This window comes from Baekduia sp., assembly GCF_035996765.1.
In the GTDB taxonomy this organism is placed as follows: Bacteria; Actinomycetota; Thermoleophilia; order Solirubrobacterales; family Solirubrobacteraceae; genus Baekduia.
The window spans coordinates 47,013-64,036 of record NZ_DASYJG010000066.1 but is presented as its reverse complement, the minus strand read 5'-3'; the positions used below and the strand labels follow the sequence as shown (position 1 = coordinate 64,036).

Genomic DNA, 17,024 nt, shown 5'->3' with positions numbered 1-17,024 from the left:
GCAGGGGTGGCCGCTCTCGCTCCCGCGATCCTCGTGCGCGATCTGCGCAAGTCCTACGGTCAATTCGAGGCGGTGCGGGGCATCGACTTCGAGGTCGCGCCCGGCGAGGTCTTCGGCTTGCTGGGCCCCAACGGCGCCGGGAAGACGACGACGGTCGAAATCCTCGAGGGTTATCGCCAGCGCAGCGGCGGCATCGTCTCGGTCCTCGGCCAGGACCCTGAGCGACGGCCGCGCGAGCTGCGCAAGCGCATCGGGATCGTTCTGCAGTCGACGGGCATGTACCGCCACATCACGGTCCGGGAGGCGCTGGCGCATTGGGCGCGCTTCTACCCGCATCCGCGCGATGTCGACGAGGTGCTGGCGCTGGCCGGCTTGCAGGAGAAGGCCGATGGGCTCGCCCGCACGCTCTCCGGCGGCCAGATGCGCCGCTTGGATTTCGGGCTCGCGCTGGTCGGCGACCCGGAGCTGATCTTCCTCGACGAGCCGACCACGGGCTTTGACCCGGCGGCGCGGCGCGCGGCGTGGGACGTCGTGCGCTCGCTTCAGGAGCTCGGCAAGACCGTCCTGCTGACCACGCACTACCTCGACGAGGCCCAGGCGCTCTGCGATCGCGTGGCGATCATCAAGGAGGGGCGGATCGTCGCCTCCGGACCGCCGGCCGAGCTCGGCGCGTCCTCGTCGACCTACACGGTCGCGTGGCGCTCGGCCGAGACCGGCGCGATGGAGTCGCGCGAGACCGAGGATCCAACGGCGCTGCTGCATCAGCTGACGAGCGCGGCGCTGGCACGGGGCGGTCAGCTGCAGGATCTCTCGGTCGCTCGTCCGTCGCTGGAAGACGTCTACCTCGAGCTGACCGCCGAGCCACCGAGCGAGAGCGCCGGCGACAGCGACAGCGCGACGGAGGCCGCCGCGAATGTCTGACGCGCTCGTGCTCGCGTACCACCAGTACCGCCTCGAGCGCCGGATGTTCTGGCGCAACCCGAGCGCCGCGTTCTTCAACTTCCTGCTGCCGCTGCTCTTCCTCGCGCTCTTCGGCGCGATCTTCAGCGGCAACCAAGATGACCTGAACGTCCTGATCCCTGGCATTGCCGGCATGTCGATCATGGCGACGACGTTCTCGTCGTTGACCATGAACCTGACGTTCCTGCGCGAGCAGGGCGTGTTGAAGCGCATGCGCGGCACGCCGCTGCCCGAGGGCTCCTATCTGCTCGGCGTCTTCGGCAACGCGGTGGCCAACGCGATCATCCAATTGGCCTTGGTCATCGTGGCGGGCAAGCTGCTGTTCGGGACGGGCTGGCCGAAGGAGTGGATCGAGTTGGTGGTCTACGTCGGCGCCGGCGTCGTCTGCCTCGCCGCGCTCGGCGTCGCGTGGTCGCACGTCATCCCCAACTACGACGCGGCCGCGGCCTACTCCAACATCATCTTCTTGCCGGTGATCTTCATCAGCGGCGTGTTCTATGACGTCAACAACGCACCGCAGTTCCTGCTGCATCTCGCTCAGGTGCTGCCGCTGGTGCACATCATCGACGGGCTGTCGGGGGCACTGGTGAGTGGACGGTCGCTGAGCGACAACCTGTCGGGACTGTGCGTCATCTGCATTTGGACGCTTGTGGGACTGTTTTTTGCGGTGCGTGGGTTCTCGTGGGAGTCGCGACGGGACGACTGAGGCGGCGCGTGGCGTCGTTGGTGTGCAGTGCAGTCGCTGTCGTGGTGTGCCGCGCGGTCTGTTGGCACCGAGGGCGAGAAGCGCCTGCGGCGGCGCAGCCGTGGCAGGCGTGGCTCGGCCTCGTGGCGACACGGGTGGGGGGTTCGCGGCCGAATCGCCCGCCTCGGGTCCGGGTCGTTTTGGGCGCCACATAGGGGGTCCGAAACGACCCGGATGCACGATGCGGGCAGCGCACTGAGGGGTGGGCCTGTTCGCAGACGTATGCCGGCCGCAAAGAGGCCCACCCGCTCGCGAAGCGCCGTCCGCAAGGGACGTGGGCCTGTTCGCAGACGTATGCCGGCCGCCAACAGGCCCACCCTCCCCCCGGGCGTCGGCGGACGACCCCGGGCCTCACGAAACGCCGGCTCCGCTCGCTCTCCTCGGTGCCGACAGTCCCCGCTGCGCACCACGACCACGCCCGCACTGAACACCACAGGCGCCCGCGCACCGGCCTACGGCGCGAACCGCTCCCACCCCAGCGCGATCGTCAGCGTCACCGTCGCGGCCACCAGCAGCGCCACGAGCTGCGGCAGCCCGCCCAGCCCGTAATGCACCACCACACTCACCGGTAGCGTGCCGAGCAGGACGGCCAGCACCGGGAAGGCCACGACCCACGCCACGATGACCGCCCCGCTCATCCCGGTCTGATCTCCGTAGGTCACCGAGAGCAGGCTCGGCGGCAGCTGCCCGCCGCGGCGGCTGCTCAAAGCGGCGCAGAGCGTGACCGCGGGCGTGGCCGCGACGACGAGCAGCGCAGCACCGCCGCCATGTGGCGGCAGCGCACCGGCGACCGCGCACGCCACCGCCGCGACCACCGCGCCGACAACCACGACCATCACCGGGACAATCGCGTGCTGGCTCAACACGTGGCCCATCCGCGCCCGCAACAGCACCCGCACCCGCCCCGGCTGATCGGTCTCGGCGCGCAGCGGCTCCAGCAGCCGCGACGCTCCCACGTACACCGCCAGCGCGCCGCCGGCGACCGCCGCCGGATGCTCACCGTTGATCAGGCACACCGCCGTCCCACCGGCGGCGAGCACGAGTGCTTCACCGAGACGCTGCGGCGTGGCCAGCAGCGCGACCGCGTCACGCCAGGCGACGGCGAGCCGCGGCGACCGCGGGGGCTTCAGCCGCGCCCCGCGCCCAGCGGTCGGCCCCGCGTTGACGCTGCTGAGGCTGCGTCGCACGTAGCGCGCGTTCATGGAGTACAACGCCGCAACCGCGCCACCACGCGCCTCGGCGCGCAACATGTGGCGCTCGGTCGAGCAGCGGCCACGGCGCCCCAGCGCCAGCAGGACCACACCAGCAGCCGCCAGCGCCACCAACGCCAGTGCGGCCGGCCACCCATCAGCGTCCGGCGCGAGCGGCTGGACCGCCCAGCCCCACGGCCCGCACCACAGCGCGATGTGACGCCCGGCGCTCCCCGACGAGCTGACGACGACCAGCGCGGCAGCCGCGACGAAGACCGGCCAGCCCGCCCGCCGCGTCGCACGATCCCAGCGCGCCGAGCCCGCGACCAGCGACGCACCGGCAACCCCAAGGAGCCCGAGCAGCGCGATCCCGACGATGAACGCGCCCGCGCGTTCCGCATCCACCCCGCGGTGGTGGCCCGCGACCCCGACCACAACGATCGCCGCCACGACCGCCGCAATGCCCGCTCCCGCAACCAGCCCGCGCACGAGCCGGCCGAGCACGAGCTCGCCGCGCCGCAGCGGAGCGCCGAGCAGCTGCGCGACATCAGCGATCGAGAAGACCACCGGCCCCTGCACGGCACCCCAACGCACCAGCGCCAGCAGCCCAACCAGCGCGAGCGACGGCCCCCAGGTCGCGACCGTGCGCGGCGTCGCGACCTCGGCCAGCGCCTCGCTCGCCGTGCCGTAGACGAACGGCCCGCCGATCGCCAGCGTGATGAAGACGTAGTAGACGGGCTCCAACCGCTTCAACAAGCTCGGCGGCGCCTGCACCGTGCGCCAGAAGGCGCGGATCTCGCGGACGGGCGTGCGCGCCGTGCCCGACGGCGCCGGCGACGGCGTCGGCGCCACTGCCGCAGCGCTAGGCATGCTCGGGCAACCAGCCACGCTGCGCCGCGCGGGCCCGGACCTCACGCCACGGCCCGCGGTCGAGCACCTCACCCTCGCCCAACACGATCGCGCGGTCGGCGACATCGTCGGCAAAGGCCATCTGGTGGGTGGTCAGCAGGATCGCCGTGCCGGCCGCCTTCGCCTCCACCAGCAGCTCGGCCAGCAGCCGCTGCGACGGCGGATCGAGGCCGACCACCGGCTCGTCGAGCACGAGCAGCTGCGCCGGGCGGATCAACGCGCAGGCCAGCCCGGTCTTCTGCTTGAGGCCGCGCGAGAGCTCGGTCGGCAGGAAGTCGGCGCGGTGGTCGAGGCCGAGACGCACGAGCAGCGCGTCGATCCGCGCATCGAGACCGTCGTCGGCGACGCCGTGGGCCAAGGCGACGAGCGCGAGATGCTGGCGGACCGTGAGGTCGTCGTAGAGCAGTGGTGCGTCGGGCACGAGCGCCAGCGCGGCCCGGGCCGCCTCGGCGTCAGGCTCGGTGTGCGGGTCGTGGCCGCAGATGCGCACGCTTCCGTCGCTGGGCTCCAGCAAGCCGGCGATCGTGCGGACCGCCGTCGACTTCCCGCTGCCGTTGGCGCCGATCAGCGCCACGCACGTGCCGCGCTTGAGATCGAGGTCGAGGCTGGCGAGCCCGACGAGCCGGCCGTAACGGCGCGTCAGGCCGCGGACGTGCAGAGGAAGGTCGTCGGACACGCGCGCAGTCTGACGATCGACCGCCCGCGGGGCGGGCGGGACAGCGTCAGCCTTCGGACGCCACGCCGACGATCCACGGCGCGGGCGGTTGGCCGATCGCCGCGATCGGGACGTCGTGCAGCGGCCCGGCCTCCCATTCCGGCGCCAGCAGCCCGTAGACGTGGACGTCGAGCTGGCGGTCGCCGTGGCGATGCCAGCCGCGCAGCGTCCCCTCGCGCGTGAAGCCGACGCGCTCGAGCGCCGCGGCGCTGCGCGCGTTCTCCGGGTTGGAATAAGCGCCGACGCGCTCCAGCCCGCAGATCGCGAACGCCAGGTGGGCGATCAGCGCCTTGGACTCCGCGTTGGCGCCAGTGCCCCAGTGCGCGCGCCCGAGCCACGTGCCGACCATCGCGCGGCGGTCTCGGGTGCTCAGCTCGCCCAGGCCGGTCACGCCGATCGGCCCGTGCTCGCGATCGTGGATGACGAAGTCCAGCTGCGCGCCGGCGTCGCGCTTGGCCTCCTGCTCGGCGATCCACGCCAGCGGCTCCTCGACGCTCGCGTACGGCCCCCACGAGAACCATCGGGTGACCTCCGGATCGCTCGCCAATGTGAGCAGTGCCGGGGCGTCGTTGGGGTCGGGCAGGCGGAGGGTCAGGTGCGGTCCACGAAGCTCCATCGGCACGGCATCATGGCGAGATGCTCGCGATCCTGTACGACGTCCACGGCAATCGGCCCGCGCTGGAGGCCGTCCTAGACGATGCGCGTGACGCCGGCGCCGACCGCTTCCTGCTCGGCGGCGACTACGCGGCGTTCGGCGCGTGGCCGGTGGAATGTGTGGAGTTGCTGCGCGCCTTGGGCGACCGCGCGACGTGGATCCGCGGCAACTGGGAGCGCTGGCAGGCCGACCCCAGCGCGCTGCCCGACAGCCCGGTCACCCAGGGCGCCGCGCGCTGGGTCTGCGACCAGTTGGGCGACGAGCTCGTCGCCGAACTGGCCGCGCTGCCGGCGCAGGCGATCATCGGCGACACGCTCTTCGTGCACGGCTCGCCGCTCTCCGACATCGAGACCTTCGGGCCCGAGCCCGACCCCGAGGGCGACGACCAGGCGCTGGCCGGCGTGCTCCAGCAGCGCGTCGTCTTCGGCCACAGCCACCTGCAGTTCTCGCGCCGGACGCCGGGCGGTGTGGAGCTCGTCAACCCGGGCAGCGTCGGCGAGCCGTGGGACGGCGACGTCCGGGCCGCCTACGCGGTGCTCGACGACGACAACACCGGCACGCTCCGCCGCGTGGCCTACGACGTCGAGGCCGCGGCGACGGCCGTCGAGCGCCTCGGCGATCCGCGTGCCATCACCACCGCGCAGCGGCTCCGGACCGCCCGCTTCTAAGCGAAGGCCTGCTGGCGCGGCGTGCCAGGCGCCGCGGGCGCATCGGGCAGCAGCGTGTGGAACATGCTGCCCTGGCCGGGCGTCGACTCGACGTAGATGCGCCCACCATGGCGCTCGGCGATGCGGCGGCAAATCGCCAGCCCGATGCCGGTTCCCGCGTAGGCATCGCGGCCGTGCAGGCGCGTGAACATCGCGAAGATCCGCTCCTGATCGGCCTCGTCGATCCCGATGCCGTCGTCGGCGACGGTCAGGACACACGCGCCCGTCGTCCGCCGCGCGCTGACGCAGACGGTCGGCGACCGGCCGGGCGGATGGAACTTCGCCGCGTTGCCGATCAGGTTCTGCAGCAGTTGGGCGAGCTGCGTCGGCTCGGCCTCCAGCGTCGGGAGCTCGCCGACCTCGACCGTCGCGCCCGTCTCGGCGATCGCCGGCCCGAGCACCGCCAAGACGTCATCGACCAGCGCGTGCAGGTCGACCTGCTCGCGGCGCGGCTCCTCGTTGGCGACGCGCGAGTAGGTCAGCAGATCGTCGATCAGGTGGCGCATGCGCACCGCGCCGTCGCTGGCCAGGCGCAGGTACTCACGCCCCTTCTCGTCGAGATCCTCGGCGCTGCGGCGCTCCAGGAGCCCGAGGAAGCTCGCGACCATGCGCAGCGGTTCTGAGAGATCGTGCGAAGCGGTGTAGGCGAAGTCCTGCAGCTCGGCGTTGGTGCCCTGCAGGCGGTCGGCCCGCTGGGCCAGCTCGTGCTCCATCGCCAGGCGCTCGCTGACATCGCGGCCGACGATGTAGAACGCCTCGTCGCCCGGTCCGCCGCTCCAGGCCATCCAACGAACCGACCCGTCGACGCACACCATCCGGCAGACGTACTCGGCGATCGTCTCGCCCTGGGCGAGGCGCCCGATCTGCAGCTCGGTCTCGGAGCGGTCCTCGGGATGGACGATGTCCAGATACGGCTTCGTCTCCATCACCGCACGCGGCCAGCCGAGCTGCTGCTCCCAGGCGTCGTTGAAGTGCTTGAGCAGGCCGTCGAAGCCCGCTGCGGCCAGCAGGTCGGGCGACATCGCGAACAGGCGCGTCAGATGCTCCGTCGCGGCCGGATCGAAGGCCGACGTTCCGATTGCCGTATCCAGGCGGTTCATGTCCAGCTCCTCCGCGGCGCATCCTCTCACAGCGCGCGCCGCGCGACGAGGGGCGATCGCGATCCGCCACGTGGCATGCTGAAGGCCATGGACGATGCCGAGGATCCCATCGACCTCGTCGCCTCCGTCGGCCCGCTGGACGCGGTCGTCGAGACGCTGCGCGACATGCTCCACCGCTCCGGCGCCTTACGCCTGGCGGTGGTCGTCGACATGCCCGACGGACCGGCAGCGCTGGTCGACGTCGGGCGGCTCGCGCCGGTCGAGGTCCGGATCGCCGAGCGCACGATGCATCTCCCCCACGCCATCGAGCTCGAGGCCGAGTCGCTGGCCGGTGAGATCCACCTGCGCCAACTGCCGCCGTTCGAGGTCGAGCCCGAGACCGGCCAGGTGACCGGGACGCTCGGCGGGCTCGACATGCTCGCCGACGCGATGCGCGCGCTCGCCGAGTTGCTCGGCGGCCGCAGCGTCGCGATCGCCGTGTACCAGACGGTCACGCCGAAGGTCGACCTCACGGTGACCGCGCGCCACGGCGAGTCGGTGCTTGTGACGCTCGGTGAGCATGAGTGGGAGCTGCCCGAGCGCTAACGCTCAGCGCAGCTGCGCGGAGCTTAGCCCGAGCAGCTGGCGCGCGATGATCAGCAACTGGATCTGCTGGGTGCCCTCGAAGATGTCGAGGATCTTCGCGTCGCGCGCCCACTTCTCCAGCAGCAGCTCTTCGCCGTAGCCGAGCGTGCTCGCCAGGGCGACGCAGCGCAGCGCGACGTCCACGCAGGTCCTGCCGGCCTTGGCCTTGGCCATCGACGCCTGCAGCGAGTTCGGCTTGCCGTTGTCGGCCATCCACGCGGCCTGCAACGTCAGCAAGTAGGCGGCCTCGTAGTCGGCGTCCATCGCCAGGTAGTCGGCAGCCGCGGCGGTCTGCCGGCTGGCCGGGACGTCCCAGTCGACCTCGACGCCCGCCTCGGCCAGCAGCTCCCGCGTCGTCTCCAGGCAGGCGCGCGTGAGGCCCACGGCCATCGCCGCAACGAGCGGCCGCGTGTTGTCGAAGGTCTGCATCGCGCCCGCGAAGCCGTTGGTGACCTCGATGCCGGGCGGGCCGAGCAGGTTCTCCTTGGGCACGCGGCAGTCCTGGAGCGTGAAGGCCGCGGTGTCCGACGCGCGGATGCCGAGCTTGTGCTCGAGGCGGTCGAGCTTGAGCCCCGGGTTGGAGCGCTCGACCACGAATGATTTGATCGCCGGCCGCCCGAGAGAGCGATCAAGCGTCGCCCAGACGACGATGAGGTCGGCGCGCTCACCAGCGGTCACGTAGATCTTCTCGCCGTTGAGCACGTAGTCGTCGCCGTCGAGGACCGCGGTCGTCCGGATCGAGGCGCTGTCGCTGCCTGCTTCCGGCTCGGTGATCGCCATCGCCGCCCACTGACCGGCGAAGCGCTCGAGCTGCTCGTCGTCGGCGACCGACGCGATGGCCGAGTTGCCCAGGCCCTGGCGCGGGACCGAGAGCAGCAGGCCGACGTCGCCGCGGCAGAGCTCCATGATCGACAGCGCGGTCGACAGGTTCGACCCGTTGCGATTGTCTTGCGAACCGTCGTCATTGGCCGAACGCCGCACGCCGGCCGCGCCCGCCCCGCCCATATCGCTGCCGTCGTTCATCCCGTCGATGAGCGCGGCGAGCATGTCGAGCTCGACCGGCCGCGCGTGCTCCTCGCGATCGTACTTGCGCGAGATCGGCCGGAAGACCTCATCGGCCACCTGCCGCGCCTGGGCGACGAGCGGGCCGAACTTGCGGGGGACTTCGAGGTTGATCATTAGACGACCAGAACGCCTTCCATGAGGCCGGTGGCCCGCAGATCGCGGTACCAGCGTTCGACGGGATGCTCGGCGATGTAGCCGGCGCCACCGAGCAGCTGCACGCCTTCGGAGCCGATCTGCATGGCCTGCTGGCCGGCCAGTGAGCGGGCCAGCGCGGCCTCACGCGAGAAGTCGGCCTCGGCGTCGGCGCGTGCTGCCGCGCGCAGCGTGACGAGCCGCAGGCCCTCCAGCTCGACGGCGATGTCGGCGACCGAGAAGGCCACCGCCTGGCGGTAGCTGACGGGCTCGCCGAACGCGATGCGCTCGTTGACGTAGGGGATGACGTAGTCCAGGACCGCTCGGCCCACGCCGGCGGCGATCGCCGCCCAGGCCAACCGCGAGCGCGCGATGCACTCGGCGTACACCTTGGGGTCGGCGGCGCCGAGCAGCGCGCCTGGGCCAACCGCGACGTCCTCCAACTTCACGCGCCCGAGCGCGGCCCCGCGCAGGCCCATCGCCGGGTCGGCCTTGACGTGCACGCCACCGGCGGCGGGCTCGACCAGGAAGAGCGCGGGGCCACCGCCCTCGACCCGCGCTGCGACGATCAGCAGCTCGGCCTCCTCGGCGCGAGGGACGAGCGTCTTGAGGCCGGAGAGCACATAGCCGCCGCCGGCCTGCCGGCGCGCGACCGTCTCCAACTGCCGGGGGTCAAACAGCGCGCGAGGCTCGGCGACCGCCAGCGCCGCAGCCGGGACGTCCTCGCTGACCAGCGCGGGCAGGTAGGTCGCCTGCTGGTCGGCGTCGCCCCAAAGCGCCAGCGCGGTCGCGACCGCCGCCGGCGCGAGCGCGCCGACGGTCAGACCGGCATCCCCGTGAGCCAGCGTCTCGGCGGCCAGCACCGCGGTCACGGCGGAGCGCTCGCTGATCGCCCCGCCCAGCTCCTCGGGGACGCCGAGCATCGTGAGGCCGAGCTTGTTGGCCTCGGCGAAGATCTCGGTGGCGCCCTCCCCGCGCTCAGCCGCCGCGGCCGCCGGCCGCAGCCGCGCGGACGCGAAGTCGCGCCACGCCTCGACCAGCATCTGCTGCTCGTCGTCGAGCGTGAGGTCGAAGAGCCCGGCACCCGACGACGGGCGCGGGCGGGCCGGACGACCGAGCCGCGTGCCGGCGGCGAAGGTGCGGCCGGCGCGGCCGGCGACCCGGAAGCCGTCACGCGTGGCGCGGTAGAGCACGCGCTCAGCGGGCTTGCGGACGCCGAGGCGGTCGACGACATCGGAGCCCGCGATGCGCGTCAGCGCGCGCAGGCCGAGGCCCATGGAGCGATCGGCGGCGGTCATCGACGGCTACCGTCTTTCTCGACAGCACCGGCCAGCAGCCCGGGCTCGACCGTCGCGATCAGCAGGTTGGCGGCGTCGCGCGCCGGCATCGCCCCCGTGCGCAGCCACCAGCGCGCCAGCGCCTCAGCGGCGGCCATCACCATGACCGAGGTGGCCTCGATGACCGCGCCCGAGCCGGTCCGGCGGTGCGGCGGCATCAGCGCGACGGTGGCCTGCGCCACCATCGCCAGCAGCCGCTCGCGGTAGACGGCCACGGCCGCGGCGATCTCCCCCGACTGCGGCACGGTCTCGTCGAACAACACGCGCCAGGCGTCACGGTCGCGATCGACGAAGTCATAGAAGGCGATGACGCCCAGACGCACGGCCTCGGCCGGCGTGCTCGCACGCTCGACGGCGGCGGCCACCGCGCCGATCAACGCCTCGCCGGCCGGCGCCATGCACGCCTCGTACAGCCGATCCTTGTTGCCGAAATAGGCATACAACAAGGGCTTCTTGACGCCGACCTCCAGCGCGATGTCCTCCATCGTCACCGCGGCGAAGCCACGGCGGGCGAACTGCTCATGGGCCACCCGCAGCACCTGCTCTTCGCGGTCGGCGCGGGATAGGCGACGGCGGGGAATCGCACCCGCGTCGGCCCTCGGTCGGTCATCGGCGCTCGTCATCGAGCCGCGGACCGTAGCGGTTTGTTTATACGTGGGTCAACTGGCCGTTGGCGTTCGGACGACGCCGACGGTCCGTGCGTCTGACTGCTATGGCGCCAGGCGCACCGGCAGCGTCTTGAGCTGGTTGATGAACGGCGACTCCGCGTAGAGCGGCTGGCCGTCGAGCGCCATCTGCGGGAAGCGCGCGAGCGTCTCCTCGATCAGGATCCGCAGCTCGAGCCGCGCCAGCGCGGTCCCGAGGCAGAAGTGCCGACCGCCGGCGCCGAAGGCCTGGTGCTCGGGGTTGCGCGTGACGTCGAAGTGGTCCGGATCCTCGTAGCGCGTCTCGTCGCGGTTGGACGAGACGTACCACATGACCACCTTGTCGCCCTCGCGAATCTCCGCGCCGTTGAGCTCGACATCGCGCGTCGCCGTGCGGCGGAAGTGCGCGAACGCGGGGAACATCCGCAGCGCCTCCTCGACCGCGCTGCCGACCAGCGACGGGTCGTCGAGCAGCAGTTGGCGCTGCGTCGGATCCTCCAGGATCGCGCGCATGCCGCTGCAGTACGTGGCTTTCGTGGAGTCGTTGCCCGCCGCCACGAGCAGGAAGAAGCCCATGACGATCTCGTGCTCTTCCAGCTTCTCGCCGTCGATGTCGGCATGGACGAGGACGCTCATCAGATCCTCGGTCGGGCGCTCGCGGCGCTCGGCGATCAACGCGGCGCAGCGCGCGAAGATCTCGGGCACGTCGCGCTCCATGACCGTCGTGACGCCCTCGGGGTTGAGGTCCGGATCACCCGCGCCCAGCGTCGAGTTCATCAGCCGTGCCCAGATCTCGTCGTCCTCGGGCGCGGTGCCCATGAAGCTGCCGATGACCCGCGCGACGACCGGCTGGGCGACGTCGGTGACGAGGTCGCACGTCTCGCGGCCTTCGAGACGATCAAGCACGTTCTTGGTGATCTCGCGGATCGCCGGCTCGTGCTCGCTGATGCGCTTGGGCGTGAAGCCGCGCTGGAAGAGCGCCTTGAGCCGGTCGTGCTTAGGCGGGTCCATCCCGATGAACATCGCCTGGCTGAGCTCCAGCGGGAGGATCGCGTTGGTCAGCGCCGTGAAGCCGGTCGCCGACGAATAGGTCTCCCAATCGCGGCTGACCGCGTGGACGTCGTCGGCGGTGGTGACCGACCAGAAGCCGGCCTCCTCGGGGTACTCGGTGATCTTCGAGGTCCAGTGCACCGGGCACTGGCCGCGCAGCTGGGAGAACAGCTCGTGGGGCGGCCCGTCCTGCCACTGCTCACGCTCGGTGACGAGCGTCGCTTCGAGGGGGGAAACGGGATCGGCGGACATAGGTTGACACTCTGTCAAATCTGGCGCTCGAACACCAACTCCAGGCCATCGATCTCGTCGTGCTGCTCGCCGATCTCCGTGAAGCCGTAGGCGCCGACCAGCGCCAGCGAGGCCGCGTTGTCGGGGCTGATCGACGCGCGGGCGATCGTGGCGCCATGCGCGCGGGCGTAGACCAGGAGCTCGCCCAGCGCGGCATGCGCGTGGCCGCGGCGCCGGTGTTCGGGAGTGATCCGATAGCCGACCTCGACCATCCCCCGCGGGTCGGGCGGACCGTGGAAGCCGGCGTGGCCGACGACCGTTCCGGCGGCCTCGCCCTCGGCGACGACGACCGCACGCACGAGCCACGGTGCGCAGTCGGGCTCACCGATCATCTGGCCCAGACGCAGCGTCCACAGCCAGGTCTCGGCGAGGAACTCCTCGGGCAGCGCGACGCCGGCAGCAGCGCGGGCACCGTCGAGGTCGCCGGCGATCAGCGGCTGCAGGACCGTCGCGTCCAGGAGCTGCAGGTTGACGGCGGGCGGGGCCATGGCCGCCATCCTCTCCTACCTCTAGGCTGCCGGTGTGGCCTCCGCCCCTGCCGAGACGTTCCTGCTCGTCGACGGGGAGAACATCGATGCGACGCTGGGCGGCAGCCTGCTCGGCCGGCGGCCGGCACCAGAGGAGCGGCCGCGGTGGGACCGCGTGCGCGACTACGGGCGCGCCGTGTGGGACCAACCGGTGCGCGGACTCTTCTTCCTCAACGGCTCCGGGCAGATCCCGATGCCGTTCGTCCAGGCGCTCGACGCGCTGGACTTCCGCCCGGTCCTGCTGAGCGGGCCGGCGGGCGTCAAGGTCGTCGACGTCGCGATTCAGAAGACGCTGGCCGCGCTCGCGCAGCGCGGCCGCGGCGACGTGCTGCTGGCCAGCCACGACGGCGACTTCGCCCCGCAGATCGCCGAGCTGCTGCGCGACGTGGACCGCCGCGTCGGCATCATGGGCTTCCGCGAGTTGATCAGCTCCTCCCTGCAGGAGCTGACCGACGACGGGCTGGAGATCTTCGACCTCGAGGACGACGTCGGGGCGTTCACGGTCGCGCTGCCGCGCCTGCGCGTGATCCCGATCGACCAGTTCGACCCCTGGTCGCTGCTGGCCTGAGGCGCGGCGCGCCCGTCCGCGCGCCGCGCCCCCTGCCGCTCGTTCAGCTTGCGCCGCGGGTGATCGCCTTGCCGCCCGGAGCGACGACGAGCCAGTCGGCGCCGAACGCGTCGCTGCCCTGGCCGTTGTGCTGGCCGACCTTCGTGTCGCCCTTGAACCGGTAGAGCGGGTGGCCGGCGTAGGTGACCTGCGTGGAGCCGTCTGACCGCTTCGTGGTGCCGAGCAGCGACGCCTTGGCCGCCCCGTGCGCCTTCGGCTTGCCCCCGGTGGTGACCGGCGGCCAGGCCGTGGCGCACGCGCCCGAGCACGTGCTCTTGTGGCCGGTGTCGGCCTTCCACAGGTAGACGGTGCGACCCTTGGCGTCGACGAGCATCGTGCCGAGGCCATGGCTGGCCGTGGAGATGGTGGCGGCGCTGGACGTCGCGTAGCCGGCTGACGTCGCCTTGCTGGCGCCTGAGTGGGCGACCGCGGCGACCGCCACCACTGCGAGGGCGAGGATCGCGATGGGGATGATGAGGATGGAGCGCTTCATGGGGACTCCTGGGGAGAGGGAGAGGACCGTCTCCTGCAGAGACCCCGAAGAGCGCCGGACCTTCCCGCTAGGCGCGCACCTCGCCCAGCCCCATGTCGCGCCCGATGATCTCCTTCATGATCTCGTTGGAGCCCGCCCAGATCTTGGTGACGCGCGCGTCCATCCACGCGTGGGCGACCTCGTACTCCTCCATGTAGCCGTAGCCGCCGTGGAGCTGGACGCAGGCGTCGATGACGAGGTTCTGGACCTCGGCGCTCCACCACTTGGCCTTGGCGGCGTCGACGGCCGAGAGCTCGTGCTTGGCGTGCGCGACGACGCACTGGTCGACGAAGGCCTGGGTGACGTCCAGGCGCGTCTGAAGATCGGCGGCGAGGAAGCGCGAGTTCTGGAAGGTGCCGATCGGCCGGCCGAAGGCCTTGCGTGACTTGATGTACTCCAACGTGACCGCAAAGATGTGCTGCGCATGCGCGGTGTTGGAGATCGACGAGCCCAGCCGCTCCTGGGCGAGGTGCTCCATCATGTGGTGAAAGCCGCGGTCGACCTCGCCGATCAGCTGGTCATCGGTCACGCGGACGTTCTCGAAGAAGAGCTCGGCGGTGTCGGCCTCGTGCTGGCCGACCTTGTGGAGCTTGCGCCCGCGCTGGAAGCCCTCCATCCCCTCCTCGATGGCGAAGAGCGAGATGCCGCGGCCCTTCGGGTCGGTCGCGGTGCGGGCTGCGACGATCACCAGACCGGCGTGCGCGCCGTTGGTGATGAAGGTCTTCGAGCCGTTGATGACCCACTCATCGGGGTGGGCGGGATCTCTTTTGGCGGTGGTCTTGAGGCCCTGAAGATCCGAGCCCGCCTCCGGCTCGGTCATGCCGATCGCGGTGATCATCTCGCCGCTGCAGAACTTCGGCAGCCAGCGCTGCTTCTGCTCCTCGGTCGTCAGGCGCGTGAGGTACGGCGCGCAGACGTCGGAGTGGATCGTGAACGACGAGGAGTACGCCATCCCCGCCCGCGAAAGTTCCTCGTTGAAGATCGTGTTGTAGCGGAAGTCAACGTCGCTGCCGCCGTACTGCTCCGGGATCGCCACGCCCAGGAAACCCGCATCACCCGCGGTCTTCCAGACCTCCGCCGGGATCCTCCGCGCCTCCCGAATCTCCTCGGCGCGCGGCAGGATCTCCCGATCCACAAACGCGGCGGCAGACTCGCGAAACAGCTTGTGGTCGTCGTCGAAGAGCGTGCGGGGCAGCGACATGCGGCCGGACTATACGCGCGCGTTCAGGAGATCGATGCGATCTCGTCCGCTAACTCGGCGACGGACTCGAGGATGCGAGAAGGCCGGAACGGGAAGCGCTCGGCGGACTCGCGGGTGGAGACGCCGGTGAGGACCAAGACGGTCTCCAGACCGGCTTCCAGGCCCGAGACGACGTCCGTATCCATGCGGTCGCCGATCATGGCGGTGGTCTCGGAGTGGGCGTCCAGCGCGTTGAGCGCGGAGCGCATCATCAGCGGGTTGGGCTTGCCGACGTAGTAGGGCTCGACGCCGGTGGCCTTGCTGATCAGCGCGGCGACCGAGCCCGTTGCCGGCACCAGGCCGTCGGGGCTCGGGCCCGACGGGTCCGGGTTGGTTGCGATGAAGCGCGCGCCGGCGGCGATCAAGCGGATCGCGTGGGTGATGCGCTCGAAGGAGTACGTGCGGGTCTCGCCGAGCACGACGTAATCGGGATCGCGCTCGGTGAGCGTGTAGCCCGACTGGTGCAGCGCGGTCGTCAGCCCGGCCTCGCCGATGACGTAGGCGGAGCCGCCGGGGCGCTGGTCAACGAGGAACCGCGCGGTCGCCAGCGCGCTGGTCCAGATCGCCTCCTCGGGCACGTCCAGCCCGCTGGCCCGCAGGCGGGCGCTCAGGTCGCGCTGGGTGTAGATGGAGTTGTTGGTCAACACAAGGAACGGAATCGCGCGGTCTCGCAGCGCCGCCAGGAAACGGTCCGCGCCCGGGATCGCGTCCTCCTCGTGGACGAGCACGCCGTCCATGTCCATCAACCAGGACTCGATCGCGCGCCGCGTCATCAAACCCGCTCGAGGAAGGAGCGCACAGCGGCCGAGCAGGCCTCCGGCTCGTCGTCGTAGACGAAGTGCTTGGCACCGCCGACGATCACGAGCTCGGTGTCGGGCAGCTCCTCGGCGAAGCGGTGCGCGCCCGCGACCGGGGCGAACGGATCGTCCTCGCCCCACAGGATCAGCGCGGGTGCGCCGACCGTCGCGAGGTCGTAGTCCTCCAACTCGGAGAACTCGCCGGAGCGGTAGAGCTCCAGCTGGCCGCGCCGCCGCTCGGGCGACCCATAGGCCTTGAAGTACTCGTCGAGGCTGCGGTCGTCCAGGCCCGAGCTCACCGCGCGCAGCATGGCGCCGAAGCCCTCGCGGTCGGTCCCGTCGACGATCTCCTCTCCCTGGCCAGGCGTGCGCATCGCCCGCGCCAGCCCGTGCCACCTGCCGTCAGAGAAGAACCCCGTGTTGCTGATGACCATCGCCCGGATCAGCTCCGGGTGCTCGCATGCCCAGCGCAGGCCGATCAGCCCGCCCCAGTCGTGGACGACCAGCACGACCTCGCCGAGCTCCTGCTCGCGGTGGAAGGCATCGACCGCGTCGACGTGCGCCTGCCACGTGCCCGAGCCGGCGTAGGGCGAGTCGCCGTAGCCGGGCAGGTCGGGCGCTACCGCCTGCCAGCCCGCATCGGCGACGGTCTCCAGCAGGTGGCGCCACATATAGGAGGACTCGGGGTAGCCGTGCAGGCAGAGCACGGTGCCCTTCGGCGCCTGCACCGGCAAGGACTCACGGTAGACGAGCGGCATCGCTGCGCAGCCTACCCGCGACGGGTAAGTTCCCCGCCGTGTCTCGCCTCTCCAAGCCCACCGCCGGCCACGTCTTTCTCGGCGCCGGCCTCCTGCACTTCCTGGTCCCCCGGCACTACGAGGCGATCATGCCCGACTACCTGCCGGCCCACCGCGAGCTGGTCTACGCCAGCGGCGTGGCCGAGGCGGCCGGCGGCGCGGGTCTGCTCAGCAGCTCACCGACGGTGCGCAAGTACTCGGCGTGGTGGCTGGTCGCGACGCTGATCGCCATCTTCCCCGCCAACGTCCACATGGCCGTGCACCCGGAGCGCTACCCGCAGGTCCCGGGCGGGAAGGTCGCGCTCTACGCGCGCCTGCCGCTGCAGCTGCTGTTCGCGAAGTGGGTTCTCGCGACCGCGCGTCGCAAGGGCTAATCCGTCACCTTTGCGGCGCTCGCGCG

General features: G+C 71.3%; 19 protein-coding genes. 6 read left to right on the top strand and 13 right to left on the bottom strand.

The window, feature by feature from the left end:
* Positions 1-6: 6 nt before the first annotated feature.
* On the top strand, positions 7-921 hold the full coding sequence (locus VGO10_RS14830) for an ABC transporter ATP-binding protein (protein ID WP_327469665.1): 915 nt from the start codon (positions 7-9) through the stop codon (positions 919-921).
* Positions 914-1,666 (top strand): ABC transporter permease, encoded by a 753-nt coding sequence (locus VGO10_RS14825; protein WP_327469663.1) that lies wholly within the window; start codon positions 914-916, stop codon positions 1,664-1,666. Before VGO10_RS14830 ends, VGO10_RS14825 begins: the two co-directional genes overlap by 8 nt.
* Positions 1,667-2,157: 491 nt before the next feature.
* Here the strand turns inward: VGO10_RS14825 and VGO10_RS14820 are convergent, their stop codons facing one another.
* Genes VGO10_RS14820 through VGO10_RS14810 form a run of 3 tightly spaced genes read right to left on the bottom strand, consistent with a single transcriptional unit; the run spans position 2,158 to position 5,135 of the window.
* The gene (locus VGO10_RS14820) at positions 2,158-3,747 is read right to left on the bottom strand and encodes a hypothetical protein (RefSeq protein WP_327469660.1); all 1,590 of its coding nucleotides are present in this window, start codon (positions 3,745-3,747) and stop codon (positions 2,158-2,160) included.
* A gap of 10 nt (positions 3,748-3,757) precedes the next feature.
* Positions 3,758-4,480, bottom strand: coding sequence for an ABC transporter ATP-binding protein (locus tag VGO10_RS14815; RefSeq protein ID WP_327469658.1), 723 nt, complete (start codon positions 4,478-4,480; stop codon positions 3,758-3,760).
* 46 nt (positions 4,481-4,526) lie between these two features.
* Positions 4,527-5,135, bottom strand: coding sequence for a GNAT family protein (locus VGO10_RS14810; protein WP_327469656.1), 609 nt, complete (start codon positions 5,133-5,135; stop codon positions 4,527-4,529).
* A gap of 20 nt (positions 5,136-5,155) precedes the next feature.
* On the opposite strand from VGO10_RS14810, the gene VGO10_RS14805 reads away from it, so the two are divergent.
* Positions 5,156-5,842 (top strand): metallophosphoesterase family protein, encoded by a 687-nt coding sequence (locus VGO10_RS14805; protein WP_327469654.1) that lies wholly within the window; start codon positions 5,156-5,158, stop codon positions 5,840-5,842.
* On the opposite strand, the gene VGO10_RS14800 is transcribed toward VGO10_RS14805, so the two are convergent.
* Entirely contained in the window at positions 5,839-6,981 is a 1,143-nt protein-coding gene (locus tag VGO10_RS14800; RefSeq protein ID WP_327469652.1) for a sensor histidine kinase, read from the bottom strand. The two genes, VGO10_RS14805 and VGO10_RS14800, sit on opposite strands and share 4 nt — an antisense overlap.
* Before the next feature lie 87 nt (positions 6,982-7,068).
* Between VGO10_RS14800 and VGO10_RS14795 the strand changes: the two genes are divergently transcribed.
* The gene (locus tag VGO10_RS14795; protein ID WP_327469650.1) at positions 7,069-7,566 is read left to right on the top strand and encodes a hypothetical protein; all 498 of its coding nucleotides are present in this window, start codon (positions 7,069-7,071) and stop codon (positions 7,564-7,566) included.
* Between the two features lie 3 nt (positions 7,567-7,569).
* Here VGO10_RS14795 and VGO10_RS14790 read toward each other — a convergent pair whose 3' ends face one another.
* The 5 genes from VGO10_RS14790 to VGO10_RS14770 form a co-directional block, all read right to left on the bottom strand.
* A complete protein-coding gene (locus VGO10_RS14790; protein WP_327469648.1) occupies positions 7,570-8,784 on the bottom strand; it encodes an acyl-CoA dehydrogenase family protein in 1,215 nt (404 codons plus the stop codon).
* Positions 8,784-10,079: an acyl-CoA dehydrogenase family protein gene (locus VGO10_RS14785; protein WP_349258947.1), complete on the bottom strand. Its 1,296-nt coding sequence runs from the start codon at positions 10,077-10,079 to the stop codon at positions 8,784-8,786. Before VGO10_RS14785 ends, VGO10_RS14790 begins: the two co-directional genes overlap by 1 nt.
* Before the next feature lie 17 nt (positions 10,080-10,096).
* Positions 10,097-10,762: a helix-turn-helix domain-containing protein gene (locus VGO10_RS14780; protein ID WP_327469644.1), complete on the bottom strand. Its 666-nt coding sequence runs from the start codon at positions 10,760-10,762 to the stop codon at positions 10,097-10,099.
* Positions 10,763-10,849: 87 nt separating this feature from the next.
* Positions 10,850-12,085 (bottom strand): cytochrome P450, encoded by a 1,236-nt coding sequence (locus VGO10_RS14775; protein ID WP_327469642.1) that lies wholly within the window; start codon positions 12,083-12,085, stop codon positions 10,850-10,852.
* A 14-nt stretch (positions 12,086-12,099) separates the two neighbouring features.
* Positions 12,100-12,612, bottom strand: coding sequence for a GNAT family N-acetyltransferase (locus VGO10_RS14770; protein ID WP_327469640.1), 513 nt, complete (start codon positions 12,610-12,612; stop codon positions 12,100-12,102).
* Positions 12,613-12,646: 34 nt separating this feature from the next.
* On the opposite strand from VGO10_RS14770, the gene VGO10_RS14765 reads away from it, so the two are divergent.
* The gene (locus tag VGO10_RS14765; protein WP_327469635.1) at positions 12,647-13,219 is read left to right on the top strand and encodes a hypothetical protein; all 573 of its coding nucleotides are present in this window, start codon (positions 12,647-12,649) and stop codon (positions 13,217-13,219) included.
* A gap of 43 nt (positions 13,220-13,262) precedes the next feature.
* On the opposite strand, the gene VGO10_RS14760 is transcribed toward VGO10_RS14765, so the two are convergent.
* From VGO10_RS14760 to VGO10_RS14745, 4 genes are all read right to left on the bottom strand, one after another.
* Positions 13,263-13,751, bottom strand: a complete 489-nt coding sequence (locus VGO10_RS14760; protein ID WP_327469633.1) for a hypothetical protein — start codon at positions 13,749-13,751, stop codon at positions 13,263-13,265.
* Between the two features lie 67 nt (positions 13,752-13,818).
* Entirely contained in the window at positions 13,819-14,985 is a 1,167-nt protein-coding gene (locus VGO10_RS14755; protein ID WP_349258946.1) for an acyl-CoA dehydrogenase family protein, read from the bottom strand.
* Positions 14,986-15,014: 29 nt separating this feature from the next.
* Positions 15,015-15,803, bottom strand: coding sequence for an HAD-IIA family hydrolase (locus VGO10_RS14750; protein WP_327469629.1), 789 nt, complete (start codon positions 15,801-15,803; stop codon positions 15,015-15,017).
* On the bottom strand, positions 15,803-16,585 hold the full coding sequence (locus VGO10_RS14745; protein WP_327469627.1) for an alpha/beta fold hydrolase: 783 nt from the start codon (positions 16,583-16,585) through the stop codon (positions 15,803-15,805). Before VGO10_RS14745 ends, VGO10_RS14750 begins: the two co-directional genes overlap by 1 nt.
* A gap of 38 nt (positions 16,586-16,623) precedes the next feature.
* Between VGO10_RS14745 and VGO10_RS14740 the strand changes: the two genes are divergently transcribed.
* Positions 16,624-16,998 carry a hypothetical protein gene (locus tag VGO10_RS14740; protein WP_327469625.1) on the top strand — a complete coding sequence of 125 codons (375 nt, stop codon included), beginning with the start codon at positions 16,624-16,626 and terminating at the stop codon, positions 16,996-16,998.
* Positions 16,999-17,024: the final 26 nt, after the last annotated feature.